Source organism: Iodobacter sp. CM08 (assembly GCF_033446605.1).
Taxonomy (GTDB): Bacteria; Pseudomonadota; Gammaproteobacteria; order Burkholderiales; family Chitinibacteraceae; genus Iodobacter.
The window spans coordinates 1-25,809 of sequence record NZ_JAWQUO010000043.1; the positions used below are offsets into that span (position 1 = coordinate 1).

General features: G+C 46.6%; 22 protein-coding genes. 15 read left to right on the top strand and 7 right to left on the bottom strand.

What is annotated here, in order from left to right; translation table 11 throughout:
* Nucleotides 1–378: 378 nt before the first annotated feature.
* The 6 genes from R6242_RS18945 to R6242_RS18970 all read right to left on the bottom strand — a co-directional run bounded on the left by R6242_RS18945 (nucleotide 379) and on the right by R6242_RS18970 (nucleotide 9,671).
* Nucleotides 379–2,364: a hypothetical protein gene (locus tag R6242_RS18945; RefSeq protein WP_318429884.1), complete on the bottom strand. Its 1,986-nt coding sequence runs from the start codon at nucleotides 2,362–2,364 to the stop codon at nucleotides 379–381.
* Complete coding sequence (locus R6242_RS18950; protein ID WP_318429886.1) at nucleotides 2,357–4,504, bottom strand: M50 family metallopeptidase; 2,148 nt, start codon at nucleotides 4,502–4,504, stop codon at nucleotides 2,357–2,359. Before R6242_RS18950 ends, R6242_RS18945 begins: the two co-directional genes overlap by 8 nt.
* Before the next feature lie 32 nt (nucleotides 4,505–4,536).
* Nucleotides 4,537–6,378: an efflux RND transporter periplasmic adaptor subunit gene (locus R6242_RS18955; protein ID WP_318429888.1), complete on the bottom strand. Its 1,842-nt coding sequence runs from the start codon at nucleotides 6,376–6,378 to the stop codon at nucleotides 4,537–4,539.
* Entirely contained in the window at nucleotides 6,371–7,798 is a 1,428-nt protein-coding gene (locus R6242_RS18960; RefSeq protein WP_318429890.1) for a TolC family protein, read from the bottom strand. Before R6242_RS18960 ends, R6242_RS18955 begins: the two co-directional genes overlap by 8 nt.
* A gap of 288 nt (nucleotides 7,799–8,086) precedes the next feature.
* Nucleotides 8,087–9,352 carry a type II toxin-antitoxin system HipA family toxin gene (locus tag R6242_RS18965; protein ID WP_318429892.1) on the bottom strand — a complete coding sequence of 422 codons (1,266 nt, stop codon included), beginning with the start codon at nucleotides 9,350–9,352 and terminating at the stop codon, nucleotides 8,087–8,089.
* The gene (locus R6242_RS18970) at nucleotides 9,336–9,671 is read right to left on the bottom strand and encodes a helix-turn-helix transcriptional regulator (protein ID WP_318429894.1); all 336 of its coding nucleotides are present in this window, start codon (nucleotides 9,669–9,671) and stop codon (nucleotides 9,336–9,338) included. Before R6242_RS18970 ends, R6242_RS18965 begins: the two co-directional genes overlap by 17 nt.
* Nucleotides 9,672–9,912: 241 nt before the next feature.
* On the opposite strand from R6242_RS18970, the gene R6242_RS18975 reads away from it, so the two are divergent.
* The 5 genes from R6242_RS18975 to R6242_RS18995 are packed head-to-tail and all read left to right on the top strand — an operon-like array spanning nucleotide 9,913 to nucleotide 12,619.
* Nucleotides 9,913–10,197 (top strand): hypothetical protein, encoded by a 285-nt coding sequence (locus R6242_RS18975; RefSeq protein WP_318429896.1) that lies wholly within the window; start codon nucleotides 9,913–9,915, stop codon nucleotides 10,195–10,197.
* Nucleotides 10,194–10,673 carry a hypothetical protein gene (locus R6242_RS18980; protein WP_318429898.1) on the top strand — a complete coding sequence of 160 codons (480 nt, stop codon included), beginning with the start codon at nucleotides 10,194–10,196 and terminating at the stop codon, nucleotides 10,671–10,673. The genes R6242_RS18975 and R6242_RS18980 overlap by 4 nt, the downstream gene beginning before the upstream one ends.
* Nucleotides 10,670–11,428, top strand: coding sequence for a metallophosphoesterase (locus R6242_RS18985; protein WP_318429900.1), 759 nt, complete (start codon nucleotides 10,670–10,672; stop codon nucleotides 11,426–11,428). The genes R6242_RS18980 and R6242_RS18985 overlap by 4 nt, the downstream gene beginning before the upstream one ends.
* Before the next feature lie 15 nt (nucleotides 11,429–11,443).
* Nucleotides 11,444–12,085, top strand: coding sequence for an HAD family hydrolase (locus R6242_RS18990; protein ID WP_318429903.1), 642 nt, complete (start codon nucleotides 11,444–11,446; stop codon nucleotides 12,083–12,085).
* Between the two features lie 24 nt (nucleotides 12,086–12,109).
* Nucleotides 12,110–12,619, top strand: a complete 510-nt coding sequence (locus R6242_RS18995; RefSeq protein ID WP_318429905.1) for an HAD domain-containing protein — start codon at nucleotides 12,110–12,112, stop codon at nucleotides 12,617–12,619.
* A gap of 20 nt (nucleotides 12,620–12,639) precedes the next feature.
* Here the strand turns inward: R6242_RS18995 and R6242_RS19000 are convergent, their stop codons facing one another.
* On the bottom strand, nucleotides 12,640–12,879 hold the full coding sequence (locus R6242_RS19000; protein WP_318429907.1) for a helix-turn-helix transcriptional regulator: 240 nt from the start codon (nucleotides 12,877–12,879) through the stop codon (nucleotides 12,640–12,642).
* A gap of 79 nt (nucleotides 12,880–12,958) precedes the next feature.
* Between R6242_RS19000 and R6242_RS19005 the strand changes: the two genes are divergently transcribed.
* The 10 genes from R6242_RS19005 (at nucleotide 12,959) to R6242_RS19050 (ending at nucleotide 25,808) form a co-directional block, all read left to right on the top strand.
* Entirely contained in the window at nucleotides 12,959–13,276 is a 318-nt protein-coding gene (locus R6242_RS19005; protein ID WP_318429909.1) for a hypothetical protein, read from the top strand.
* Nucleotides 13,277–13,284: 8 nt separating this feature from the next.
* Nucleotides 13,285–14,112 carry a hypothetical protein gene (locus tag R6242_RS19010; RefSeq protein WP_318429910.1) on the top strand — a complete coding sequence of 276 codons (828 nt, stop codon included), beginning with the start codon at nucleotides 13,285–13,287 and terminating at the stop codon, nucleotides 14,110–14,112.
* 1,279 nt (nucleotides 14,113–15,391) lie between these two features.
* Nucleotides 15,392–15,889, top strand: a complete 498-nt coding sequence (locus R6242_RS19015; protein WP_318429960.1) for a restriction endonuclease subunit S — start codon at nucleotides 15,392–15,394, stop codon at nucleotides 15,887–15,889.
* A 110-nt stretch (nucleotides 15,890–15,999) separates the two neighbouring features.
* A complete protein-coding gene (locus tag R6242_RS19020; protein WP_318429912.1) occupies nucleotides 16,000–17,520 on the top strand; it encodes a type I restriction-modification system subunit M in 1,521 nt (506 codons plus the stop codon).
* A complete protein-coding gene (locus R6242_RS19025; RefSeq protein ID WP_318429914.1) occupies nucleotides 17,513–18,598 on the top strand; it encodes a PDDEXK nuclease domain-containing protein in 1,086 nt (361 codons plus the stop codon). Before R6242_RS19020 ends, R6242_RS19025 begins: the two co-directional genes overlap by 8 nt.
* Complete coding sequence (gene dinD, locus R6242_RS19030; RefSeq protein ID WP_318429918.1) at nucleotides 18,595–19,455, top strand: DNA damage-inducible protein D; 861 nt, start codon at nucleotides 18,595–18,597, stop codon at nucleotides 19,453–19,455. The genes R6242_RS19025 and dinD overlap by 4 nt, the downstream gene beginning before the upstream one ends.
* A 68-nt stretch (nucleotides 19,456–19,523) precedes the next feature.
* Nucleotides 19,524–20,744 (top strand): restriction endonuclease subunit S, encoded by a 1,221-nt coding sequence (locus tag R6242_RS19035; RefSeq protein ID WP_318429920.1) that lies wholly within the window; start codon nucleotides 19,524–19,526, stop codon nucleotides 20,742–20,744.
* Entirely contained in the window at nucleotides 20,738–22,033 is a 1,296-nt protein-coding gene (locus R6242_RS19040; protein ID WP_318429922.1) for an AAA family ATPase, read from the top strand. The genes R6242_RS19035 and R6242_RS19040 overlap by 7 nt, the downstream gene beginning before the upstream one ends.
* A 26-nt stretch (nucleotides 22,034–22,059) precedes the next feature.
* Nucleotides 22,060–22,533 (top strand): hypothetical protein, encoded by a 474-nt coding sequence (locus tag R6242_RS19045; protein WP_318429924.1) that lies wholly within the window; start codon nucleotides 22,060–22,062, stop codon nucleotides 22,531–22,533.
* The gene (locus R6242_RS19050; RefSeq protein WP_318429926.1) at nucleotides 22,527–25,808 is read left to right on the top strand and encodes a type I restriction endonuclease subunit R; all 3,282 of its coding nucleotides are present in this window, start codon (nucleotides 22,527–22,529) and stop codon (nucleotides 25,806–25,808) included. The genes R6242_RS19045 and R6242_RS19050 overlap by 7 nt, the downstream gene beginning before the upstream one ends.
* Nucleotide 25,809 lies beyond the last annotated feature (1 nt).

A 25,809-nucleotide genomic window follows, 5' to 3' on the forward strand; every position in this document is an offset into this window, starting at 1 on the left:
TAGAAAAACTCCCGACTTGGCCCAATAGCCGAATTGACGAGCTGCTGCCATTTGTTAAAGATCAGAGCCCACAAGATAACGAAGGCTAAAGCAGCTGGCTAGGTGGGAGGGCTGAGCGCTTACGGTGCGACTGGTGTAGGTAAAGCAATCGGAGGTGCTTTGTTTGGTTATATTGCGTTGAAGGTCATAAACCGCAATAAAGATGAAGATCAACCGCGTGGAACTAGTAAAATTCTGATTGGTGTTTTGGCTCTGGTCGTCTTAGTGGCAATTTTTCACTAATCATGATGTCTTTTTCGTTTGGATTGATGTGCGATTGGCATGCTATCTTGTATAGCAATAAGGGATTTAAATGATGTTTAACACTCTATTCATCATTTATTTCTTATCCTTAGCCACAAACCCAAGCGCTTTAAGCCATTTTCGATCTTGTCTGATTGTGTTGAGCCGTATATTGCGCTGATATTTTTCTGAGCTGGATTGCGCGTGTTTTACCAGTAGGCGGAATAATTTTGCTTGATGCATGTTTTTATGCAGCATTTGCCGGTAGATTTTGCTTAATAGTGGCGCATAACTGCAAAATAGTTCGTCCTGAAGGCAGACAAAGGCTTCAACGGTTCCGGGGTCGCCTTGTCTTGCTGAACGGCCGAATAACTGGCGGTCTACACGTGCACTTTCGTGGAACTCGGTCAGGATCACATGCAGGCCCCCATTGGTCGCAACGGTTTTATGCAGTTTGATATCGGTGCCACGCCCTGCCATATTTGTGGCAACGGTAATTTGCCCTACTTGCCCTGCTTGGGCGACAGCATCGGCTTCTGCTGCATCATTACGGGCATTCAGGACCGTGTGGTTGATGCCTTTTTGCTTTAGTAATTCACCTAGAATCTCCGAGGCTTCAACCGAGCGGGAGCCAATTAAAACAGATCGGCCTTGCCCTGCTATAGCAATAGCGCGCTCGACAACACCTTGCCAGCGGGCTTCGTTTTGAGTAAAAACATGATCAATTAAACGGCTGCGCTGGCTTGGTTTATGCGTAGGGATCTTTACGACAGAAAGATCATAAACACGCTTAAGTTCAGGCTCTATTTCTTTTGCTGTCCCCGTCATCCCCCCTAAAAGTAGATAGCGGCCAAAAAAACGCTGATAGGTGATTTGTGACAGTGTTTTTCGTTGCCCAGTTATTTCACAGTTTTCTTTGGCTTCTATCATTTGATGAAGGCCCCGCTCCCAGGTGCGGTCTGGCATAACACGGCCAGTTGATTCATCAACGATTTGAACTTTGTTTTCTGCAATAATGTAATGTTGATTGCACTTAAAAAGATGGATTGCTGATAAGGCTTTTTGCGAAAGCTCTTTTTGCCATAAAGCCATTTTCCAGATGCCACCCAGCGTCTGGGCGACTTTAGCCACTTGAGCTTGTCCTGCTGGAGTAAGCCAAATATCGCGTTTTTTACCTATTTGATAATCTTTCTCTGCAATTAATGTGTTCACCATAGCAATAGCTTGGTGGTAGACCTCAGTATCAAGATCATCGGGTAAAGTTTCGGAGATAATTAATGGTGTACGTGCTTCGTCGATTAAAACGCTATCGGCTTCATCGATAATGGCAACATGTAAGCCACGTAAAATAGCAGGGCTGGTCGCGTGATGGTTTTTGAGGCGGTTGAGCTTGTCTTGCGCTTCGATGATTCCGCCAATTGCAATGCGATCTTTTAGGTAGTCAAAGGTTAATTCTTTGTTCGATACATAAGTAATATGGCAGGCGTACTGCTGGCGTCGATCAGCTGGTTGCATATCTTGTTTGATAATGCCAAGCGTTAAACCAAAGAAATCAAACAGCGGCTTGTTTTGCTCGGCATCGCGAATGGCTAGATAGTCATTGACGGTCACTACGTGCACACCTGCACCTGTCGCTGCGGCAGTACAAATCGCTAAAGTGCCGGCTAAAGTTTTGCCTTCGCCGGTTGCCATTTCAGCGATCTTTCCGCCGAGTAGTGCCCGTCCTGCTAGTAACTGTACGTCATGGTGGCGCATTCCCAGGCAACGGCGTGAGGCTTCACGTATAACTGCAAAAGCGGGTGCGAGTAATTGGTCAGTGAATCCTCTTTTGAGCATGGGCCAAACCTGCTGATAAAGTGCTTGCTTTAGTTCGGGGTCGTTCAGGGCTTGAAAGCGAGATTCGTGGCTGGCGACCAGCTGAATAAATTGTGCAGTTTTGCGCTTGGACGGAATAATGAGCCGAGCCAAACCACTTCGTAAGCGTTCTTCCCATTCAGATGTTTCAACTTCAGCACGCTCCAGGTAGACACCATCGCTGACCTTAATATTTTTACCTACTATTAATGCGCGAATATCAGACATAAAAATGACTTAAGAATAATTGACGTAAACGGCGTAAACCTTGAATACCTATTGCTTCGTAACCGAGATTAAATCGTACGAAAACGCGTTCACCAAATAATGCAGATGAGTTGCTTGGTAGCAGCTTAAAGTCGAGTAAGAATATCCGTTGTATTGCTTTGATTCCCTGCTGATCATTCGGGTTAGTAGCTATATGCCCCCCGCCATTTAAACCAAGTGCTGCGGAAGGGAGTTCATCAACTCCGCCTGGCATTTCACGGTTTAGTTTGGCGTCTAAGGTTCGCTCTGGGTATTGTGCAAGTTTGATTTGGGCGCTACGCAATTTAGAGCGTACTAAGTCAATATCATCTTGAGATACCACAACTCGTGCCATCAGATCTTTTTGAGCTAGAACATAGCCAATCAATTCGCCTTTTTTGAATGGCTTGTCAATTAAGTCTTGTGGGCGTTCAGCCACTAAAACCCCATCGGATTGGGCGTACCCGACCAATTTGGCGGCACGTTGTTCGGTTTGTAAGAGAATCTGTTGCGCTTCTTCTAATTGTTGTAATGAAATATTGCCTTTATTTGGGTCAGTAAATTGCTCTGAACGGTATTTTGCCTCGGCTTCGGCAACCTTATTTTGATTTACTGCTAGTTCGGTATTCAGTGTTTCATCTCGCAATAAATAAAGTGGTGTATTGCGGCGAACTTGGCTACCTGGTGCAACTAGCCACTGCTGAAAAACGCCTCGTTCACCCGCATGTAAAATGGCTTGGTCTGGGAGCCAGATAACACCTTCTGCTCGGGCATAGAGTGGCATAGGAATTACAAACCCAAGTATTACTATGCTGGCAATAATGCCTAGTGAAACATTGACTGCTCGCGTCCGTTGGCGCGTTAATCCAGGGCTCTTCACTACGTGTTTATAAGCTTTCCAAAGTGGAGTGAAAATTAGTGTAAATAAGCCCCAAAGTGCGAGTAAAACACCGAAAATGAAGAACTGGTTGGCAATAAACATCATCATCGTAATGGTAACAAAAGTGCGGTAGCACCATGCGAGCGGTGTATAAAAAAACAACCAGTGTTTTTCAGTGCGGGATTCATATGGAGGCTCGATTTCTATATTGCCGAAAACATAGCGATCCCAAAGATATGACCAATATTTAATGCCGCGTTGCGCTAAATTCGGCATTTCGATTAAGTCAGTTAAAATGTAATAACCGTCGTAGCGCAATAAGGGGTTGCCATTCACAATTAACGTGGAGACGCCACTAATGATCATCACATTAAACGCGACTGCACGCGTCAAGCCAGGCTCACTAAGTACCCAAATATAAAGAGCCAGTGCAGCAAGAAAAAGCTCCATCATCATGCCGGCGGCAGCGACTAAAGCGCGGCGATATTTTGATGGAAAAGCGGATGATGTGGAGGCATCAACATAAGGTGATGGTGCAAAAACTAAAAACATCAGCCCCATTTCATGGACTGAGCCCCCCCAAGCTTTGGTCGCAAATGCATGACCTAGTTCATGTAGCAGCTTAACTAATGGGAAGACACAGGCCATTATGAGCAAATTACTGGAAGATAGAACACGATCAGAAAGATTTGAGGTTAGTTCAGACCAATGTTCCCCAGCTAAGATGAGAGCGGGAAGTACAATTAACAGCCATAAAATGAAACCAAGTGGTGTCATCAATGGTGTAATAAACGGCAGGCAATGGCTTAAAAACGAATCGGGATTGATGAGAGGAAACTTGATACTCATCGGATTTTTTAGCCATTGCTTATACGTTTCTTTACGTTTGTTCTGATATCGTTCAAATAGCGCTGCGGAGTCGGGGGTTGACTCTGTTTGCAGTAAGTCAGCGGAATGCAGTTGAATGAGTAAATCTACAACTTCATTCTGCGTACAAACCCCATTTCCTGCTTGCTCATTGATCGTTTCCCAGATGCTTTGAGTCGTTTTTTGACCATCCATTGCACGTAGTAGCGCATAACCGCTGGGCGAAATGCGGCTGAATTTTCCACCGGCATGGTCTTGAATCACATACCAGATTTCTTCGCGATAAACGTGACGTTCTATATTTGCTTGTGGAATAAGGCGTGGTTTTAAATCAGCCACGCTATGCCAAGAACTGCTAAAAAGTTGCCGTGCCATAGGATGAAATACCTTTATTGCCCCGTGAGTAATTAGGGGAGCCAAGTCCATAGTGTGAGGCGCAGCCAGTTAGTGAAGCTATGCGTTAAAATCCAGAATAGCTGGCGGTTTCCTACGCTAATTTTACCAACCCCTTCCATTCCTGGTCTTAAACGGGTAGAGCTGGCATTGAGTTGAGCTTCAACACGAAAGAAATTTTTACCATCTTGCGTTGTTGCAACGGGGGTTATTTTGTTGATTTTGATAGGGAGTGGATCGTTGGCAATTCCGCTAATGATAAGTTCCCCCGTTTGCATTAATTGAACTTGGCTGATTTCGCGTTCATCTACTTGTAAAATTACGCGATAGCTATCTAGGGGGGCAATTTCAAATAATTTTTTCCCAAGTTCAACAGGAGCGCCAATTTGTTGGGAGAGGTCGCCAGAAACAACAATCCCATCATAAGGTGCAACAATTTTTGCTCGTTTAATTTTATCGGTGATAAGTGCGTATTGAGATTCGGATTGCTTGAGTTGGGCCCCTACAATTTGCACTGCGGTCAAGTCATGCTCTGCTAGTGCTTGTTGTAACTTTCCTTGGTTTTGGTCCCGTTCACTTTCCCATCTGGCTTGTTCCATTTTAAGTTCACGGTCATCAAGTTGAGCAAGGGCTTGTCCACGGCGAACTGTATCACCGGCCTTGACAAAGCTATTACCTAAAAACCCTTCAAATGGTGCGGCTGCGACGCGTTGTGTTTCGCCTTCAATGATTGTTTTTGCCGTCACCCGATATGGTGTGTGGATTACAAGCATCAAAGTAAGGATGAGTAGCGTGCCAAACGTCGCCGTTTTTAATATTAAATGCCGTGGACCAAATAACTTTCCGAAAAAATTGACGCATTCATACCATGCTTTACTGATTGAGCTCCGCTCTGCAATTATGCGCTGCTCAATAATCGGAGTTAAAATGGATAGGAATGAATCAATCCAAATAATATCTGAATCGCTAAATTCAATATTGTTATTGCGCTCCAATATAATGATGCCACAGCAATCAACTCCACGCTTCATTGGAATGGATTTTATATGCGTTGCCCCTGTGATTGCTAATAGATTTTTATGATTTGGATTGTTTACAGTATTTTCAATATTAAGATTGCAATCGACCGAAATAGATTTCCCTAGGTCATAACATTCTTCCATGGAAGAAATATATTTTTTTATTAAAGGTGTGTTCTTGTTGAAAGTTGCAGATTCTGATAGGGCTAATAATTTTAGATGATGGTTTTTAGCTAAGCTAATGGCGACTCGCGTGCAGTGTAGTTTTTTTCTTAGCTCGTGTGATAGTTCAAAAAGTGATTGCTGTAGCTTACCTTGGCGCAATGCGATGATTGCGCTTTCCATAATTGAGCTAAGTCGCTCTTGCCCTTGTACTGCATTGTTGAGTATTCGGTCAGAAAATAGGTTTATTAACCAAGCACTTCCCCAATGAATGTGCTGCATCGCATCGTGAACGTCGTGAGTTCCGATGTCGATAGTAATAACTGCAGTGATGTTTCCTTCTTGCAGAAGTGGATAGGCAATTAGTGTTGTAATTTTTTGTTCTATTTTAATTGAAATTACAGCACCTTTTTTCTCGCGAATTGCTTTAGAGACAACATCGCCAAGATAGTCTAGTTTTTGATCAATATGCGGCCATACGGAGATAGGAACGAAGCTATCTTTATCTGTTGATTCAACTAAAATTGCGGCTGCGTTTGCCGTCGTGATTTTAGAACAAATTAATCCGAGCCAGGCCGTACATAATTCGCCAGAATCACTGGCTGTAATGAACTCTTCCCAGATATTATTATATTTTATATGCTCGGTATATTTGTTAGGTGATTGTTCAATCATAAAATATTTTACCTGCGGTAAAGCTAGTGTTTTCTTTTCTAGTTAGTTGGCTTTGATTTTCAATGAAGAATTGATCAAGTGAAGTTATGTCGGTTGTGCTTATTTCGCCAGTTAGTGATTTTATTTTTATGTAAGATGTAATCTGGTCATACACATTTTTATTCCAATCTTTTTTTGCTGTTGCATATTGTTGCTCGGCTTGTAGAGTTTCAATTTGGCTCGATAGTCCAGTGTCTATCCCTCTTTGTGCCAAAGTTTTTGCCGCTAGAGCTGAGTTTATCGAGTGTTGATTGGATTTTTCTTTTGAAAAAGCGCTTTTCCAGCCATGCCAAGCCTGCTTTAGTAGTTGGGCCGCTGTACGTTTTGCAGATTCGAGTTCATAAGCCGCTTTATCTCGTTGAGCAATTGCTTCATTAACTTTCCCTTGTTGAGTTCCTCCTGTAAAAATAGGAACTGATAGCTGAAGGCCAATGTATGCAGATTTATCTTTGTAACCACTTTGCTGTGGATAGTCGCCTGCATTTTGAAGTTTGTCGCTATAGTTTGCTACTATTTCTAGTGTTGGGAAGTGCCCTGAAAACTGTTTGTTAATTTCTGCATTTGCAGCTTCTAGAGCTTTTTGTGCAGCTAAAATACTTGGGTTTTTTGAAAAAATTTCATCAATAATTTTCGAAGTTTGTAACGTAGATAAGTCTGGTAAGGTTAACTCTTGTCGTAAATCAGGAGGGATAAAGTCATTGAGTGGCCCAGTTAATTTTTCTAAGGCCGCTATTTTTATTTGTAAATCTTCTTCAGCTGAAATTAAATCTGAATTAGCTGTTTCGTTTTTTGCAAAGGTTTCTAAATATTGTGGCTCACTGCTTAGCCCCTGATTTTGACCGCGCTTTACTTTCTCTAGTAACAGTTTTGTTGTCTTGAGTTGCTGCTGTGAAAAAGTTACATTATCTCTCGCTGCCATGATGTCAAACCAAACGATGATGATGTTTATTGCAAGTTCTTGTTCTGCATTGCTGAATAAATACATCGCTTGTTCTTTTTGTAATTCAGACTGCTGCCAGTTAACTATTGATGCGTAGTGGAATATAGGTTGCGTTATATTGATTTGCCACGTGCTGCTTCCATAACTCTGAGATGGCGCTTTAGGCAGTGGGCTATCTAATATTGTATAGCTGCGCTTGTTTTTGTTTGTACTCCCACTAGCGGTTAACTGGGGTAGCAAGCTTCCTAGTGCCTGTTGCTCTCGTGCAGTGGATAAATCTACTTGTGCCGCAGCACTTAGAAAAGATGGGTCATTTTTACGTGCCAATTCAAACACTGTGGCTAGTGAATCTTTAGCTAATACTGTTTTATGAGTGAATAACAATAGCGTAAAAAGTTGAACTATGCGTAAAAATGAGATTTGATGTTTTGAGGATGTCATTAAAAATTTGAGTGAATTACAAGGTTAGAGGTGTGTATTCTAAAGTGACGGTAGCATATTGTCTGAATTTATTTTTTAGTTGCATGGCCTGGTAGTTATTTGTTGAACTTTTCCAGACGGCCAAAGGCAATTACGCTATTTCCCTACAAGCTCAGTATCGCCAGTATTAGTTTCTTGCCGCATTGATTTTTGGGCAATACTTAAGCGGCTGATCCTTGAAAGTTACGGACGTCAGGGACTCCATCGCAAGATATCTGCCTATGTATGGCAACACCTCAGTTACCCCTGCTACCTTTCCGGATCGATCACGCCTTCAATCGCTAATAGCTCATTTGCAGTTAGGCCGATGGATGTAGCGACGCGCTCCCATGTGCCGACAATACCGCGCAGTTCTTTCACGATGTGTTCTGCCTCTGCTTGCGATAGCTGATAAAAATCATGGCAGGACAGCGCCGTGTCAACAACGGGGCGGTTGTCGTCGGTGTCGATATTTAATACATGATCCTCTTTATACGGATTGGGGTTGAGATCATACGCGGGGGCAAGCCGCCAGCCTTTTCGCGTCAGAATAAAGCCGTGGTTGCGCAGATGATCGTCGCGGTTGCCGACCAGTATATTGAATACAAGGCGGCGAAATAGCTGGTGTAAGTCGGGCTTAATAAACGCTGGGTCGCCCTTTTTTTGGATGAACTCTGCCAGATCAAGGTAACTGCTCCCTTCGCTTTCTTCTTTCTTAAGGCAGGTCATGGCACTGGCAAAATAGCGGCGCTTTTCATCGGCAAGTCGATCGAAGCGCTTCGTTAAGAAAACGTGATAATCACCGCCAACCTGCATGATTTTTGAATCTGCAATTTCGATTTGCGCGGCGCGGGCCAGTTGGTAAACCAGAAACTCAAATAAGCCGATGTCGCTGCTATCATTCCTTGCTGGAAACTTAGCAATCCAGTAGCTCTTGTCGGTATCGGTGATATTTGCTTTGGGGCGGGCACCACCCAGCGATGCGCCCGGAGCGACCAGCACGCTGAGCCAGCGGCGCAAATCGTCCAGCGTGTCTGATTTTGCTGTGCCGGACAGCTTGCCGGCAATTTCGGCCAGCTCGGCCAGATTAGCAATGGGCGGGGCAGGCAGGGCGTGCTGAGCCAGATAATGATCAGTTCCGCTAAGCTTAAAGCGCAGTGCGCCCATACGTGTAGCATCCTGCACGCCCAGCAAAAAATCCCATGCATACAGCACGGCCGGTTTACGGGCATTGTCTTTGGCATCCAGCGCTTCGCGTCGTTTCATGAGCTCCTGCCCCCAGCGATCAGGAGAAGAATCTAAAAAAACGCCAAATGAGCCGGTATTCTGATTCGGGAAAAAGTCCTGACTATCTAGCGTAAGCTGTGGATCGATCTCGAAAGCCAGAGGATTCTTTAACCAGCGATCATCATAACGGAAGCGAACCAGCCCCTTGTTATGAACCAGATCGCCTATTTTAGTGGGCTCGCTAACGAGATCTGAATCGTCCAGCCAGACCTCCAGCCGCTGATCTGCTGCCTTAGTTCGTGCCGCCATCTTTTTTTGCCTTGCTGCGTGTAGGGGGAGATTCGGGCTCTTTGCCTAGCAAATCATCTTGCAGGCGACGCCCAACAGGGTCTTCGGTATCGAAGGGATGGTTGAGCCCAACAATAATCGCGACGCGGTAATACAAGCCCAGCGAGGTAGCTGGGTCGCCGCGCTCGATGCGGTATAGCGTCTGGCGGGAGATGCTGGCGCGGGCAGCCACCACTTCAGCACTCAGGCTGCGGCGTTTACGCGCCCGAAACAGATTTTTGCCAACCTCGGCAAAGATTTTTTGCTCCGAACTAAAAACGGTGAGTGTTTTACTGGCCATGTTTTTTATAAAGCATGATTATGTAACTCATATTTTACATAAATATAGCTTATTGTCTACTTTGTGTTACTTTTTTGTTGATGCTTAGTGAATGTGTGATTGCTGTCCACTAGCAGTAAGGAGCAATACGCAAAATAAATAATTTTGCTGAAATGTGTTTACACACAGAATTTTCTCTCGCCCCTTGCGCAGCATACTGAAGCAGATTATATTTAATTTAACTAGTTTATAAATTTAAGCGATGAATACAACTGCACCAAAAAAACGAGGCCGACCTGCAACAGGTCGTAAAACCTCCGCCGAATACCAAGAGCTATACCGGATTCGCAAGCAGCTGATCGAGCTGCGCGGGCAGGTGAACTGGATGCTGGATCAGCGCCTGATCGATGCCGTGCGTGCCGAGGCCAGTGATCGCAAGCAACATGAATCACAGCTGGTCGATGAAATTTTGCATGCATGGTATGAGGCTCGCTTTGAAGGCCGCTTGCCGGTACTGCCCCATCAACGCCAGGACAAAAAACCATGAAGCCTGTGCTGCGCTATTTGCTGCTTTGGTTCGTGATGTTTATCAGCCCGCTGTATTTTATTGCTGTGCGACCATTTTTCCGCCCACGCTCAACTTGGCGTTTTATGGATCAGTTCTTCAAGGATTTGGTCAGCGATGCGCCACCTGATCGCTCCAAACTATCCAAACTATCCAAACCCAAGCACCCGCTGACGCCGATTATCCTGGAGCTGCATTCATCTGCCGATGCGTTAAGCGTGGCATTACCCACTGCCCTCGGCAACAGCGGCTGCGAACCTATTGTGGCGAATTATCTGTCTCGCTATCCGATGTGGCTGCATCAGTATGCTGATCAGATCGAGCGCTATATCCAGGGTAAGCCCATTGACCTGAAAGGCGATGCAATTTTTACGGCAGAAGAAATGGCAGCATTTTCAGCGTACGACGCTCTATTGCAGCGTATCCAGGCACCACCGAATGTCGGGGTAAAAACATGAAACTCTGGATCATGAGTGATTTGCACGTGGATGTTTGTGGATACCGCCCTGCTGCCGTTGATGCTGAATTGGTGGTTTTAGCGGGCGATATTGGTGAAGGTTTCCGGGGACGGAATTGGGCTCGTGATCATCTTGGTGATCGGTCTGTCTTGTACGTGCCCGGCAACCATGAGTATTACGGTTTTGATCTCGACGATTTAAATACCGAACTCGCAGCATTCACCGACGCGCCCCTGCAAATATTACAGTGCGATAGTGTTGTTATCGATAACGTCCGCTTTCTGGGCTGTACGCTATGGACTGATTTTCGCCTGTTTGGCACAGAACAACAGTGCAGGTCCATGCTGCTGGCTCTTCAGTACATGGCCGATTTCCGCCATATTCGCTTACGCGATGCAGGCAAAGCGGCGCTATTAAATCCAATGGATACCACGCTGATTCACAAACGGCAGAGAAAGTGGCTGGCGACGGAGCTGAGTAAACCCTTTGCAGGTAAAACCGTGGTGATCACGCATCACGGACCACACGGCGGCAGCCTGCACCCACGCTATGCCGATGATTTGATGTCCGCGGGGTTTATCTCTGATTTAACGCCATTGATGGGCCAAGCCGATTTATGGATACATGGCCATACGCACAATAGTTTTGATTACAGCGTGAATGGCACGCGTGTCGTCTGTAATCCACGCGGCTACGCCACACAAACCAGCGTTGAGAATTTGCAATTTGATGATGCACTGGTCATCGAGATCTAAGCCAAAGGAAGAATCGTGATTCGTGCCGTTGTATTTGATGTGTTTGGCACCCTGCTTGAGATCACGGATCAACGCAGGCCGTTTCGCTCACTATTACGCCATTTGCAGGAGCAAGGCCGCATCCCACGCGCCGATGACGTGGCCAGATTGATGTCCATTCGTCTCGATTTGCTTGGCGCTGCCGAATTATTTGGGATGACTATTTCCAAGGACGTGCTGAATTCGCTGGAATCTGATTTGCAGGCGGAGCTGGCTTCAATTCGCGTGTTCCACGATACGGTATCAACGATCAATCAATTGAAGGACGCAGGCTATCAAATCGGCGTGTGCTCTAACTTAGCACTCCCCTACGGCGAATCGGTTTTGCAATTGCTGCCATCGCCCTTAGATGCCTACGCATTAAGCTTTGCTGTTGGCGTGGTGAAACCAGAATCTGTGATCTACCAGCATGTATGTCGTTCTTTGAAATGCAGTGCTGATGAAGTGTTATTTATTGGTGATAGCCGCAGGGCTGATTTTGAAGGACCGCTCAGCATGGGTATGCACGCACGGCATCTATGCAGAAACCAATCACTGAGCAGCTTAGATCCCAGCACTGAAATTGAATCACTGCACGAAATACCGCATTTGCTCGAATATCTAAAGCTGTTGGCCTAACGCAGTACTTGCAGGAGCCAAACCATGATCTTGTTTCTTGATTTTGACGGGGTACTCCATCCTGATGCGGCGTTTCTTGTGAACGGCAAACCAGAGCTGCGCGCTGAAGGCGAACTATTTATGTGGGCACCTTTGCTGGTCGATGTGCTGGCAGCAAACAGCGCTATTCGTATCGTGCTATCGACGAGCTGGGTGCGCGAATTGCGCTTTAGTCATGCGCGCAGCTATTTGCCGAATGAACTGGCAAAGCGGGTAATCGGTGCGACCTGGCATTCAGCAATGGCGCGGCATCCAGAAGGACATCACTTATTATCAGGGCCGACTTGGTGGGATCAGGCGAAACGCTATCAGCAGATTAAAAGCTATGTAGATCGAGCTGGGTTACAAGACTGGATTGCCATTGATGACAACGATATCGGCTGGGCCGATGCAGATCGGCGGCATTTAATACATACCCATGGCAGCGTGGGGATTTCAGATCCGATGATCTTGGATGCGATCAGTATTAAATTAAACTGTGTTACTGCCATCTGAGTGTTTATGCGTAGCGATTTTTAATCTGGCCACCAAGGCAGATCGGCCAGTAGTTGCTTTGCAGGCACTTTTAGTGCTTTGAGCCAATCGGCCAGTTCAACGATATCCAAGCGCCGATCCAAGTTTTCAACCTTGGCAATATAGGATTGTGGACGAGCCAATAATTTGGCAAGTTGTACTTGAGTCACTGCAGCAGCTTCGCGAGCAGCTATAAGCCGCTGAATCAGCAGTAAATAACGTGGGTCATGTATGGATTTCATCCTCACATGGCAACACGCGCACGAAAATATCCCGAAATAGGATATTATTTATCCTTAATCTAAACTGACGAGGCACACCATGGCATTCCACCGCGTAGGCAACAGCTACTACACCGATGATGAGTTACGCAGTAAGGCCAGCGCTACGCTGGATTTGCTCGTACCTTCGGCCCTGACCGGCATCTGCATTTACTGGCTGCATAAATACATGGAGGTGTTGCCATTCTTCTTGGAACACACCACCACGGCCAAGATCATCTACATCGTGACTGGCCTAACGCTATTTTCATTTGGCTACATCTACCGAAAAATGATCCTGCTCTTCGTCGTTACAGTATTTGTCTTGGGTGCGATGGGCAGCATTTGTATGTCAATTTATCGTTGGCTAATGGCTTAGGAGATCCCATGAAACTACTCGCGCTCACGGCTGCCTGCTTTCTGCTTTTAGGCTGCACCACAACAGACATGCCTGATGGCAGCACTAAAGTGACCATCAGCCCTTCGAAAATTATTCCGCTCCAGCAAACCAGTAACCCTACAGAGACCGCATTGCAAAGAAGCACTCCAAACTTCTACAGCAACGGCGATGCGATTGTTTTGGCGACACAAAAACAGGCCATGAATGCCACGCCACGGGGAGTCTTTGCACTCAGCAATGGCTGCGGCTATGCCATTTTGCATGCGTCCATGTCAGGTCAAGGCTTACGAGCCGATGAAATTGATGAATGCGCCCGTTACTATCAAGGATTAGCGATTAATCCGTCGCAGCAGGAAATCCAAGCGAATTCAGAACTTGCAAAACTGAGTTGGGCAGGGCAAGACAAAGAGCAAATAAAAGCCGCATTTATCAACTTTGCTAATCAGGTCAGCCGTGACCTAAAAGGCAAAAATCAGTTTTATGTGCGGACCAAAGTAGGGATTCGCTGGTTCGACCAGCAAGCCAAGGCTTATGTTGCTGATTTTGGCTATGGTGCGCATTCGGTTACACGGCGCAATTCTGTCGACTTGAAATTCCTACCCGACCCGTTCCTGTTGGCTGGCTCAGCGGAAGACAACCGCAATGTTGAAAGCGTCAAAAATCGGAATGGCTACTTCATCTGCAATGTTTATCTCTCTGCGACCACCAAAACTCAAAAAGCGGGCAGCAATATCAACCGTTACATCATCATGGATGCCGAGCGTTTTGACTGCCTAGATGAAAGCGGAAAGATCAAACTGAGAGCAGAAAAATAAAGTTAAAAACATACAATGGCAGCAGTGTCCATACAAGTCGAAAGACCGCTGCTTCCACTGTAAATCTAAACGGGTGCTTTCATTTAACCTAATTTGGAACAGGCTGGCATCCAAACCTCCAGCGAAACTGTAAACCATATGGTTTGTTCGGGTATGGCCGACAAGGGTTCCAACTCTAGCTTGTCTGCTCGTGTACTGACGACATACCTTTTACCTGCTGTTTCCTTTTGTATTTCCTGCCCCCCAAACCCCAGAAATCCTGATCTCATCGCTTGTATTGCTGTTTACCCCCTGTTAGTCCCCTCGTTTGGGGAGTGTGTACTCACTTTGGGCGTGTGTTAGGGGAACAATTTGACGGTGTATGGGGGGATGAAAAAAGAATATGTATTCAAAAGAGGGACGTGATAGCGCCTGTTTTGCAAAGTGCCAGCAAAAAAACGTCATGTGTTAGGGGGTGCGTTTTTGAAAATGTACTGCAAAAGACGATGTGTTAGGGGGCTCAAAGGGGACTAACAGGGGGTGTGCTTAGTTATTCCCAAGTTTTTGTGAAATTGAGTACTGTAAAATTCCATTTTGTGAGATAAAAACGGCGTGTGGAGGTGGGAGCATTCAAGGTCAAATCCTTGAGATGTGCCATATTATGTGCCATATTATGTGCCGGAGATGTGCCGTACTATGTGTCGATAACCATGTTATGTGCCGTATTATGTGCCGTATTATGTGTCGATAACGCTTTCGGCTTCGATATCTAATAAAATCATAATTTCTGCTATATTCAATCAAAAAACACCCTTTTTTTCGAAAAATGGCACATAAAACCGGTGTACTCGTAGTTGTGTATCCCTCGCAGTACACAACTTTGGACGGCAAATGCAGTTAGCTGGTTAAAGCAGATTAATCCACCCCCCAGCGCCTTAAATACCGTATCAAACAGGTCAGAGAAGAGATTGGTTCGGCGCTTGCGACAATATCCGCTGAGTTATTTTTCATATATTAAATTGCACTAGGCATTCAGTGCCATGCTTGTTTTCAGCGGAGTATTTCCCTCATTTATTTTTTGATAGCCACACTGTCTAGTGTGGCTTTTTTTATGCAGTAACAACAGTACAACATTTTTATTGACAGCCATTGTTAGAGCGTGGATATTATGCAGCATCGCTTATGAAACATGCAGAGTATGCAGCTACAATCACTTTCTGATCTCGCTAACATTGCAGCTGGCCATCCCTTCCGGGGCAAGGTTCCAGAGTCTCCGGGCTCAGGTGTCATTGCTGTGCAAATGAAAGATGCCTCGCCACAACAGGGTGTGAGCTGGGCTGAGTGTGTTGAAACTGAGCTAGCAGGCCGCCGTGATGATTGGCTGCAGGTGGGCGATATTCTGGTTGCTGCCCGTGGCAGTCGTAATTACGCGGTGCTGATCGATGACACGCTCACGACCACGGGTAAGCTGGCCGTTGCTGCGCCGCACTTTTTTGTGGTGCGAGTTACCCAGCAGGGCATCCTGCCTGAGTATCTGTGCTGGTTTCTGAATCAGCCGCCCAGCCAAAGATATTTCGATCTTAATTCAGAGGGCACACTGACCAAGGCGATTAAACGCAGCGCTTTGGAGGCAATACCTATTGCAATTCCCCCGCTAAATAAACAGCAGATCATTATCAAACTCGCCAATACGATTAAACAAGAATTGCACTTGATTGAGCAACTGCGCCGTAATGGCGAGCAGCTGTTGACATCCATTGCCAACGACTTATTGAAAAACGTGGAGGAATCAGGATGAATGACCAACATCAATCCACGCCAGAAAACCTGCCGATACCCGAACAAAGCAACAAATCATTGGAATCAGCCGCAAAAAAGCGGGCCAGCCTATCCGACAAGGAATAAAAAATGAGCGATCAAATTAATCAAGACGATATCAACAAAGCGCTATGGGCGGCCTGCGATACCTTTCGCGGCACGATTAGCGCGGATACTTACAAAGACTTCGTGCTCACTATGTTGTTCCTGAAATACATCTCGGACGTATGGCAGGATCACTATGACGGCTACCAGGCAGAATACGGCAACGAGCCGGAGCTGATTACAGAAATGCTTAAGAACGAGCGTTTTGTGCTGCCTGCTCAGGCCAGCTTTTACGTGCTGTACGAACATCGCCACGAGCCGGGTAATGGCGAGCGCATTGATCAGGCATTGCACGCGATTGAAGAAGCCAACGGCACTAAGCTTAAAGACGCGGGTAAAAGTGTGTTTCAGGACATCAGCTTTAACACTGACAAGCTGGGCGAAGAAAAACAGAAAAACACCATCTTGCGCCATCTATTGGAAGACTTTGCCAAGCCCGAACTCAACCTTAAACCGAGCCGTGTCGGGGCACTGGATATTATCGGTAATGGCTACGAATTTTTGATCAAAAACTTCGCCGCCAGCGGTGGCCAAAAGGCGGGCGAATTTTATACTCCACCAGAAATTTCTGAGCTGATTGCCGAGCTGCTTGATCCGCAGCCGGGTGACACCATTTGTGATCCGGCCTGCGGCTCGGCATCGCTCTTAATGAAATGCGGCCGCAAGGTGGTCAGCAATCACGGTAGTAAAAACTACGCGCTGTACGGGCAGGAGGCCATTGGCTCAACTTGGTCGCTGGCCAAGATGAATATGTTTTTGCATGGCGAAGACAACCATAAAATTGAATGGGGCGACACCATTCGCAACCCCAAGTTGCTGGATAAAAATGGCGATTTGATGCTGTTCGACATCGTGACCGCCAACCCGCCGTTTTCCTTAGAAAAATGGGGCCATGACGACGCGGAGAACGATAAATTTGACCGCTACCGTCGTGGTATTCCGCCCAAAACCAAGGGCGATTACGCCTTTATCCTGCACATGATCGAAACGCTGAAACCCGGCACCGGCCGCATGGGCGTGGTGGTGCCGCATGGCGTGCTGTTTCGTGGTGGCACTGAAGGTGCAATCCGGCAAAAGCTGATCGAAGAAAACCTGCTCGATGCAGTCATCGGCTTGCCTGAAAAGTTGTTTTACGGCACTGGCATTCCGGCGGCGATTCTGATTTTTTCGAAAGAAAAATCAGATACTAACGTGATTTTTATCGACGCCAGCCGCGAATTCAAAGCCGGTAAAAACCAGAATGTGCTGACGGATGACAATATCGCCAAAGTGGTCGCCACCTACCGCGATGGCGTGAATGCAGAAAAATACGCCTATGTGGCCCGCTTTGATGAAATCAAAGAAAACGGCTTCAACCTGAATATCCCGCGCTATGTCGATACCTTTGAGGAAGAGGAAGAAATCGACTTAATGGCCGTGCGCCGCGAGCGAGAACAGCTGAAGCTGCAACTCATCGAGCTGGAAAATACCATGGCAGCTTATTTAAAAGAGCTTGGCTATGAATAATGGCCATAAGCACATAGCTGGGCCAGAAAGCTCGGAGATGAGTGAGCCAGAAGCCCTGCTCCGGCAAATCAGCCAGCTGATCCAGCAGGCACGCCAGCAGCTGCAGCGCAGTGTTAACACCACCGTGGTGCAAACCTACTGGCAGATTGGCCGTTTGATTATTGAAGATGAGCAACAAGGTGAAAACCGCGCAGCCTATGGCAAAGCCTTGCTGGAAAACCTGTCGCAGCGGCTTACACAGCAATTTGGCAAAGGCTTTGACATCACTAATCTGCGCAATATGCGCCGATTTTATGAGCAGTTTCCGATTCGGGAGACGCTGTCTCCCGAATTAAGCTGGTCCCACTACAACCTGCTGGCCCGGCTGGAAAACCCAGCAGCCCGTCAGTGGTATATGGATGAATCCGCACAGCAAAACTGGAGTGTTCGAGCACTGGAGCGCCAGATTGGCACGCTGTATTACGAGCGCCTGCTCTCCAGCAAAGAGCACGCCCCGGTCAGGCTTGAGGCCAGCGCCAACACCGCCCCGCTGGCTGAGCAGCCGCAAGATTACCTGCGCGACCCGTATATTCTGGATTTTTTAAACCTGGATGATCGCAGCTATCAGGAAAAAGATCTGGAAAGCGGCATTATCAGTAACCTGCAGCATTTTTTGCTGGAGCTGGGCAAAGGCTTTGCCTTTGTGGAACGCCAGCAGCGCATCCGCACCGAAGATCAAGATTTTTATATTGATCTAGTGTTTTACAACTACAAGCTCAAATGCTTTTTGCTGATCGATTTAAAGATCGGCAAGCTTACCCATCAGGATGTTGGCCAGATGGACAGCTATGTACGCATTTACGACCAGCATAAAAAAGAAGCGGACGACAACCCTACGATAGGCCTGGTGCTGTGCAGCCAGAAAAGTGAAGCCGTGGTGAAGTATTCAGTGCTCGCTGACAGCAAGCAATTATTTGCCAGCCGTTATATGGCCTATTTGCCCAGCGAAGCGCAATTGCAGCAAGAGCTACAACGGGAACGGCAAGCGATTGAGGCGAGGCTGGCCACGCTGGAATCACGCACAGGGAGTTTTAAATGAAGTCACAACAAATCCAAATGCTGACCAGCAGCTTTGAAGACCATGCTCAGCACACCGAGCAAGGGGTGGAATACTGGCTGGCGCGTGACGTGCAGCACTTATTGGGTTACGAGCAGTGGCGTAATTTTCAAGGCATTATTTCTAAAGCAAAAATTGCTTGCGAAGTCTCAGCGAATACGATGTCTGACCATTTTGCCGACGTCAGCAAAATGGTTGATCTTGGCTCTGGCAGCCAGCGCGAAATCGACGATGTGATGCTTACCCGCTACGCCTGCTACCTGATTGCCCAGAATGGCGACTCTCGAAAGCAGGAAATTGCTTTTGCCCAAACCTACTTTGCCCTGCAAACCCGCAAGGCGGAACTGATTGAGCAACGCTTGCTGGAAACCGAGCGGGTACAGGCGCGGCAAAAACTGTCCGCAACCGAAAAAGAACTATCGAGTATCATTTTTGAACAAACAGGCGGCAACGACAACTTTGGCTTAATCCGCAGCAAAGGCGATGCCGCGCTGTTTGGGCGAAATACCCACGCCATGAAAACACGCTGGCAAGTGCCGGAAAACCGCCCGCTGGCCGACTTTGCACCAACCATCATCCTGAAAGCCAAAGACTTTGCCACCGAAATTACCATCCACAATGCTCGCACCCAGCAAATGCAGTCTGAGCAGCAGATTGCCAGCGAGCACATCACTAATAACGACGCCGTGCGGCAAACCCTGCTCAGCCGTGGCATTCAACCCGAAAACCTGCCACCCGCCGAAGATGTAAAAAAGGTCGAGCGCCGCCTCGCCTCGGCAGAGAAAAAAGCACTGAAAAACCCAGAGCGATTGGAAAAGGAGCGCGGCGATGATGAATAAGGGACGGGAGTTGCCGCAATTGAAGGCGCAGGAAACCAAGATGGCGAAATATTTGCAGGAGCTGGGTTATGGTGCCTAAAAACTGGAAATTAAGCAGCCTTGAAGAAATTGCGAAAGTAAGTTCTGGCGGAACGCCAAGTAGGCAAGTTGCGGAATATTGGGGTGGAGCTATTCCTTGGGTTACAACGGCAGAAGTGCATTTTGGAACGATATTAGACTCTGCCGAAAAAATAACCATGGAAGGGCTTAATAACTCTTCCGCCAAGCTGTTTCCCGTCAATACCATTCTGATGGCCATGTACGGCCAAGGAAAGACTCGTGGCCAAGTCGCTAAACTAGGCATTGAAGCCACCACAAATCAAGCATGTGCGGCGATTTTGCTCAATGATGACCATGATGTTGAATACTATTTTCAATTCTTAATGAGTAGATATGAGCACATCCGAGAGATGTCTAACAGCGGCGGCCAAGAGAATTTAAGTGGTGGGATTGTTAAATCGATTCAGGTTCCTGTTCCACCTTTGCTCGAACAAAAGAAAATCGCCCAAATCCTTGCGACTTGGGATCAGGTCATCGCCACCACCGAGCGCCTGCTAGCCCTTGCCCGATCACAGAAAAAAGCCCTGATGCAACAACTGCTCACCGGCAAAAAACGTTTGCTAAAAAAGAATGGGGGTAGGTTTACTGAGGAATGGGTCAACACCACAATTGAATCAGTCGGTGAAGTTTTCTCAGGTGGGACTCCTTCGCGAACTAAAGATGAATATTTTGGCGGGGAAATTCCTTGGATTACATCAGGTAAGTTGAATGACAGATTTGTGTTTTCTGTAGATGAATTTATTACGGAATCTGGGCTTAAAAATTCATCTGCAAAAGCAGTTAAAAATGGGTGCATTTTAGTTGCAATGTATGGTGCTACGGCAGGAAAGGTTGCACTCAACAAATTAACTGGCGCAACAATCAATCAAGCAATACTTGCGATTGAGCCTGAAGATGAATACAACAATTTATTTCTGTTTTATTTTTTAGAATTGGAAATGTTAAAGACACTAAAACTTGTTCAGGGTGGTCAGCCTAATTTAAACGCAGCGATTATAAAGAGCGTAAAAATTAATTTACCTGTTCTAGAAGAGCAACAAAAGATTGCCGATGTTTTAAACTCCGCTGACCAAGAAATCGAAACCTTTCAATCCCAGCTCGACAGCCTGAAGCAAGAGAAAAAAGCCCTGATGCAAGCACTGCTCACCGGCAAGCGCCGCGTGACATTGGAAAAGGAAATGCCATGCTAACCGAGATTCATATTAAGAATTTTAAAAGCTATCAGGAGCAAGCTCTGCATCTTGCGCCGCTGACGCTGATGATTGGCGCGAATGCCTCAGGGAAAAGTAATGCGCTGGAGGCGTTTCGTTTTTTGAGCTGGCTGAGTCAAGGGCAAAAGCTGTCGGTCTTAAAACATAGCATTGATGGCTCGGAACAGATTTTACGTGGCCAGATTAGAGATTTGGGCTATTTAGGTGCGGGCGCTTTTTTGCTTGGGTGCTCTACCAGCGATGAAGACTGGAACCATTTTGAAGTGGAAGTCTCGCTGCGCGATGATGAGTTGCATATTTCTAATGAGACGATCACATCGGCAGGGGCGAGTTTTCCTCTTTACAGAATAGAGCAAGCTTCAATCGGTTTAAGTACCGATGTTAAAGTGGCTTACAACAATTTTGCCAGGGGCGGTAAAAAACCCCATGTCAATTGCACCGACCAGATTGCTATTATGAATCAGCTTGCCAGCTCCGCAATGTTTGAGTCAGGTCACCAAAAAGCGCAGAAAGAGATTCCGGAAACGACCGCAAAATTTCAAAAATTGCTGGAAGATACGCTTTTTCTTGATCCCGTACCTTCTTTAATGCGCGGCGACAGCTATCCGGACAAACGATTGCGAGGCGATTGTGCCAACCTGTCCGGAGTCCTGTTTACCCTGTGCAAAAGTGTGGAATCAAAAAAAATTATTGTTGATTTCATCAAAAGCTTACCTGAACAGAATATTACGGATATCAATTTCTTTGAAGATAAGCGTGGGCAAGTGTCATTAGAGCTGCTTGAAAGTTTTGGTGGTATTACCCGTGCATGTAAGGTGGAATTATTATCGGATGGAACATTACGTGTACTCGCTATTGCCGCTGCATTACTTTCAACCCCTGAAGGTTCAACTGTTGTTATTGAAGAAGTAGACAACGGCATTCACCCCTCGCGTGCGAAGCAATTACTCACAACCATCCGCGAGCAAGCCGATCGCCGTAATGTGCGGCTGCTGCTTTCTACTCATAATCCGGCTTTAATGGATGCGCTGCCAGACAGCGCCTTGGGTGATGTTATTTTTTGCTATCGTAGCGCGGTAAATGGCGATAGCCAGTTAGTCAGGTTGTCAGATTTACAAGATTACGCTGGGCTGGTTTCCCAGGGGCCATTGGGCGAACTGGTCACTAACGGTGTGGTTGATCGTTTTGTTAAATCACCCACCACCATTGAGCAAAAAAAACAGAACGCGCTGTCTTGGTTGGCAAAAATGCAAGGAGACGCTGAATGAGCGTGGTTTGCATTATCGACACTAGCGTGTTTTTAAACTTATTAAACGTGCCAGGAAAGAATCAGGATAAAACTGAAATTATTGCTTCATATAAAGACTATGCCTCCCTTGGTGCCACTTTCATTTTACCCATGGCTACCATCGTCGAAACAGGAAACCATATAGCCCAAAATGGTGACGGTGGGACACGACGCCAAACCGCTAAACGATTTTGTGCGGCTGTAGAAGCCGCCTTTATGGGCAGCGCACCCTATCAAGTCAGTGAGTTTCCCAGTGCTAAAGAAGTTTTACATTGGTTGAATCAGTTTCCTGATTTGGCTGGCCAAAATAAATCTGCAGCAAAGACAGGGGAAGGCACGAGCTTTGGCGATTTAAGCATTATTGAAGAATACAAAAAGTGCGTTGCACGATTTTCAATGTCAGAAGTATTTATTTGGTCATTAGATAGTGATCTGAAGCAATATTGTCAGCCAGCACAAGAAAATAATCGCTCATGCTAAATTCTGCCCCCAAATTCCAAGAAGAATACAGCGCTAAAATCCCTGCACTGACGCTGCTCACCAACCTCGGCTGGACTTTTCTGCCACCCGAAAAAGCACAGGCATTACGTAGTGGCAAGCAAGATGAAGTGGTGTTGCGCGATGAATTGCGCTGCGCTTTGCAGGCCCGGCGCTTTCGTTTCGAGGGGCGTGAGCAGGCTCTGTCTGAAAAAGCGATCGATAAGTTAATAGCCGAGGTTTGCAGTCCGGCTTTGAATGAAGGCTTGGCGCATGCCAATGAGAAGCTCTACAACCACATGCTGTATGGTATTTCGGTCACTGAGTTTGTGGATGGCAAAAAAGCTAATCCAACGATTGCTTTGATCGACTGGCAAAATCCAGGAAATAACAGCTTTCTGTTCACGGAAGAATTTAGTGTTACCCGCTCGGGGGGCATAGATTCGCGCCGCCCAGATATCGTCTGTTTTGTGAATGGTATTCCGCTGGTCATTATCGAAGCCAAGCGCCCTGATGGTAAGAAAGGCCCGAGTATTTCTGAAGGTATTTCGCAATCGTTACGCAACCAGCGCCACGATGAGATACCACGGTTGTTTGCCTATGCCCAGCTGATTTTATCCATCAATGGGCATGATGGCCGCTATGGCACTTGCGGTACGCCGGATAAGTTTTTTGCGGCTTGGCGGGAAGAGGATATTTCTGATGCGCAGATGTATGCGATTAAGAATAAAACAATCAGCCAGCTGCAGACTGATTCCCTTTTTAATCATCGCTCGGCTAAGGATTTGACGTGGTATCAATCGCTGCTGGCAGGCGGTGAGCTGGCCGTAACAGGGCAGGATAAATTGCTGATTAGCCTGTTGATGCCTGCTCGCCTACTGGAAATGGTTCGTTATTTCACGCTATACGATAAAAAGGTCGGTAAGATCGTCGCACGCTATCAGCAGGTGTTTGGCATTAAGCGTTTGATTGATCGTATCAATACCCGCCGCGCCGATGGCGGGCGGGAAGGTGGCGTGATTTGGCACACCACGGGCTCGGGCAAATCTTTCACGATGGTTTTCTTGAGTAAGGCACTGATCCTGCATGACTCACTCAAGCAGTGTCGTATTGTTGTTGTAACCGACCGCGTGGATTTGGAAAACCAGCTTTCTAAAACGTTTGCTTCGGGCGGGGAGCTATCGGGAAAAAAAGATAAGGAGCTGGCAATTGCAACATCAGGTAAGCGGCTGGCTGAGCAAATTAGCACTGGTACCGAGCGGATTATTTTTTCTTTAATCCACAAATTTAATACCGCGACCAAGATGCCAGAATGCACGAATACCAGTGCTGACATCATTGTATTAATTGATGAAGGCCATCGCAGCCAGGGCGGTGAAAATAATATCCGTATGAAACAGGCGATGCCTAATGCGGCGTTTGTGGCCTTTACTGGTACACCCTTACTAAAAGACGACAAAACCACCAGCAAATTTGGCCCGATTGTTCATGCTTACACCATGCAGCAGGCGGTGGAAGATAAAGCGGTTACCCCGCTACTGTATGAAGAGCGTATCCCTGATTTGGATGTGAATGAGCGTGCGATTGATACGTGGTTTGAGCGTATTACCGAAGGGCTGACACCCGCACAAAAAGCTGATTTAAAAAGTAAATTTGCGCGTAAAGGGCAGATTTATAGCGCAGAAGATCGCATTCGGCTGATTGCGCTCGATATCGCTAATCACTTTGTGAAGAATATCAATGATGGACTGAAGGGGCAGCTGGCTTGTGATAGCAAAGCATCGGCTATCAAATACAAAAAATATCTCGATGAAGCTGGGCTGTTTGAATCTGCCGTAGTGATCAGCGCTCCCGATACCCGTGAAGGTAACTCGGAGGTTGATGAAGCCACGATGCCCATCGTTACGCAGTGGTGGAAAGAGAACGTGGGCTCGCAGGATGAGCAGGTCTATACCAAGCAGATCATTGAACGATTTGATAAAGATGATTCGCTCAAGCTGCTGATTGTGGTGGATAAACTGCTCACAGGCTTTGACGAGCCAAAAAACACCGTACTCTATATCGATAAACCGCTCAAAGAGCACAATCTGATTCAAGCGATTGCTCGTGTAAATCGATTGCACTCGCTGAAGAAATTCGGTTTGTTGATCGACTATCGCGGCATTCTGGCTGAGCTGGATACCACCATTGCCAAGTATCAGGACCTTGCATCACGCACCCAAGGCGGTTACGACATCAACGATATTGCTGGGCTGTATAACCCGATGAGTACCGAATATAAGCGCCTGCCTCGTTTATACAAACAGCTATGGGTTATTTTTGATAGCGTTAAAAACAAGAATGACATCGAGCAACTGCGGCAAGTATTGGTGCCGAAAACCGAAGATCGAAACGGTGAGCTGGTTGATGTGAACCAGAAAGTTCGTGATGATTTTTATGAAGCGTTAACCGAGTTTACTGCCTGCATGAAGGTTGCACTGCAATCGGCTACATTCTTTGAAGATAAGAGCTTTAGTGATGCGGATCGCCAGCAATATAAAGAGGCGGTAAAGCAGTTTTCTAGTTTGCGTCTGCTGGTAAAGCAGGACTCCGGTGACACGATTAACTACGATGATTACGCGGTACAGGTGAAAAAACTGCTTGATAAGCATGTGGTTGGTATTGAAGTCAGGGAGCCTTGCGGTACTTATGAAGTTGGCAAAATGGGCGCTAAACCCAAGCCAGAAGATTGGTCTGAGGAAAAAACACGCAACGAAACCGATATCATTAAAACCCGTGTCGCTAGGATGATTGAGCAAGAGCTACGCGATGATCCTTATGCGCAGGAAGCTTTCTCAAAGCTGCTACGTGATGCGATTAGCGAGGCAGAAAAGCTATTTGATCATCCGCTTAAGCAATATTTGCTGTTCTATTCGTTTGAAGAAAAAGTGCAGCAGCGGCAGTTGGATGAGTTGCCCGATGCATTTGCGGGGAACCGCCATGCTCAGGCTTATTTTGGTATCTTCAAAAAAACCTTGCCCGAGGTGTTTGCGATTAATGATGCCCAAGTTGTTGATAAATGGGTGGGGCTGGCTTTTCAAATTGACAAAATGGTTGAGCAATCGGTTGCCGAGCATTCGATTAATCCGCAAAACATTGAGTCGAATATTCGTAAACAGCTATTGCCTGTGCTGTTCAGCGAATGCAAAGCCATTGGCGCAGGCATGGATCAGGCTAAAGCAATGGTCGAATGGGTGGTACAGATTACCCGTGTTGGTTTAAATGCTGCTGGGGGATGAG

What these genes read in the sequence shown, in the direction of transcription:
- R6242_RS18950 (WP_318429886.1), bottom strand. Translation starts at nt 4,504, where the DNA reads ATGGCACGGCAACTTTTTAGCAGTTCTTGGCATAGCGTGGCTGATTTA.
- R6242_RS19040 (WP_318429922.1), top strand. Translation starts at nt 20,738, where the DNA reads ATGCTAACCGAGATTCATATTAAGAATTTTAAAAGCTATCAGGAGCAA.
- R6242_RS18945 (WP_318429884.1), bottom strand. Translation starts at nt 2,364, where the DNA reads ATGTCTGATATTCGCGCATTAATAGTAGGTAAAAATATTAAGGTCAGC.
- R6242_RS19005 (WP_318429909.1), top strand. Translation starts at nt 12,959, where the DNA reads ATGGCATTCCACCGCGTAGGCAACAGCTACTACACCGATGATGAGTTA.
- R6242_RS18955 (WP_318429888.1), bottom strand. Translation starts at nt 6,378, where the DNA reads ATGATTGAACAATCACCTAACAAATATACCGAGCATATAAAATATAAT.
- R6242_RS18980 (WP_318429898.1), top strand. Translation starts at nt 10,194, where the DNA reads ATGAAGCCTGTGCTGCGCTATTTGCTGCTTTGGTTCGTGATGTTTATC.
- R6242_RS19010 (WP_318429910.1), top strand. Translation starts at nt 13,285, where the DNA reads ATGAAACTACTCGCGCTCACGGCTGCCTGCTTTCTGCTTTTAGGCTGC.
- R6242_RS19000 (WP_318429907.1), bottom strand. Translation starts at nt 12,879, where the DNA reads ATGAAATCCATACATGACCCACGTTATTTACTGCTGATTCAGCGGCTT.
- R6242_RS19035 (WP_318429920.1), top strand. Translation starts at nt 19,524, where the DNA reads ATGGTGCCTAAAAACTGGAAATTAAGCAGCCTTGAAGAAATTGCGAAA.
- R6242_RS18960 (WP_318429890.1), bottom strand. Translation starts at nt 7,798, where the DNA reads ATGACATCCTCAAAACATCAAATCTCATTTTTACGCATAGTTCAACTT.
- R6242_RS18985 (WP_318429900.1), top strand. Translation starts at nt 10,670, where the DNA reads ATGAAACTCTGGATCATGAGTGATTTGCACGTGGATGTTTGTGGATAC.
- R6242_RS19015 (WP_318429960.1), top strand. Translation starts at nt 15,392, where the DNA reads ATGAAAGATGCCTCGCCACAACAGGGTGTGAGCTGGGCTGAGTGTGTT.
- dinD (WP_318429918.1), top strand. Translation starts at nt 18,595, where the DNA reads ATGAAGTCACAACAAATCCAAATGCTGACCAGCAGCTTTGAAGACCAT.
- R6242_RS18975 (WP_318429896.1), top strand. Translation starts at nt 9,913, where the DNA reads ATGAATACAACTGCACCAAAAAAACGAGGCCGACCTGCAACAGGTCGT.
- R6242_RS19025 (WP_318429914.1), top strand. Translation starts at nt 17,513, where the DNA reads ATGAATAATGGCCATAAGCACATAGCTGGGCCAGAAAGCTCGGAGATG.
- R6242_RS18965 (WP_318429892.1), bottom strand. Translation starts at nt 9,352, where the DNA reads ATGGCGGCACGAACTAAGGCAGCAGATCAGCGGCTGGAGGTCTGGCTG.
- R6242_RS18970 (WP_318429894.1), bottom strand. Translation starts at nt 9,671, where the DNA reads ATGGCCAGTAAAACACTCACCGTTTTTAGTTCGGAGCAAAAAATCTTT.
- R6242_RS19050 (WP_318429926.1), top strand. Translation starts at nt 22,527, where the DNA reads ATGCTAAATTCTGCCCCCAAATTCCAAGAAGAATACAGCGCTAAAATC.
- R6242_RS18995 (WP_318429905.1), top strand. Translation starts at nt 12,110, where the DNA reads ATGATCTTGTTTCTTGATTTTGACGGGGTACTCCATCCTGATGCGGCG.
- R6242_RS19020 (WP_318429912.1), top strand. Translation starts at nt 16,000, where the DNA reads ATGAGCGATCAAATTAATCAAGACGATATCAACAAAGCGCTATGGGCG.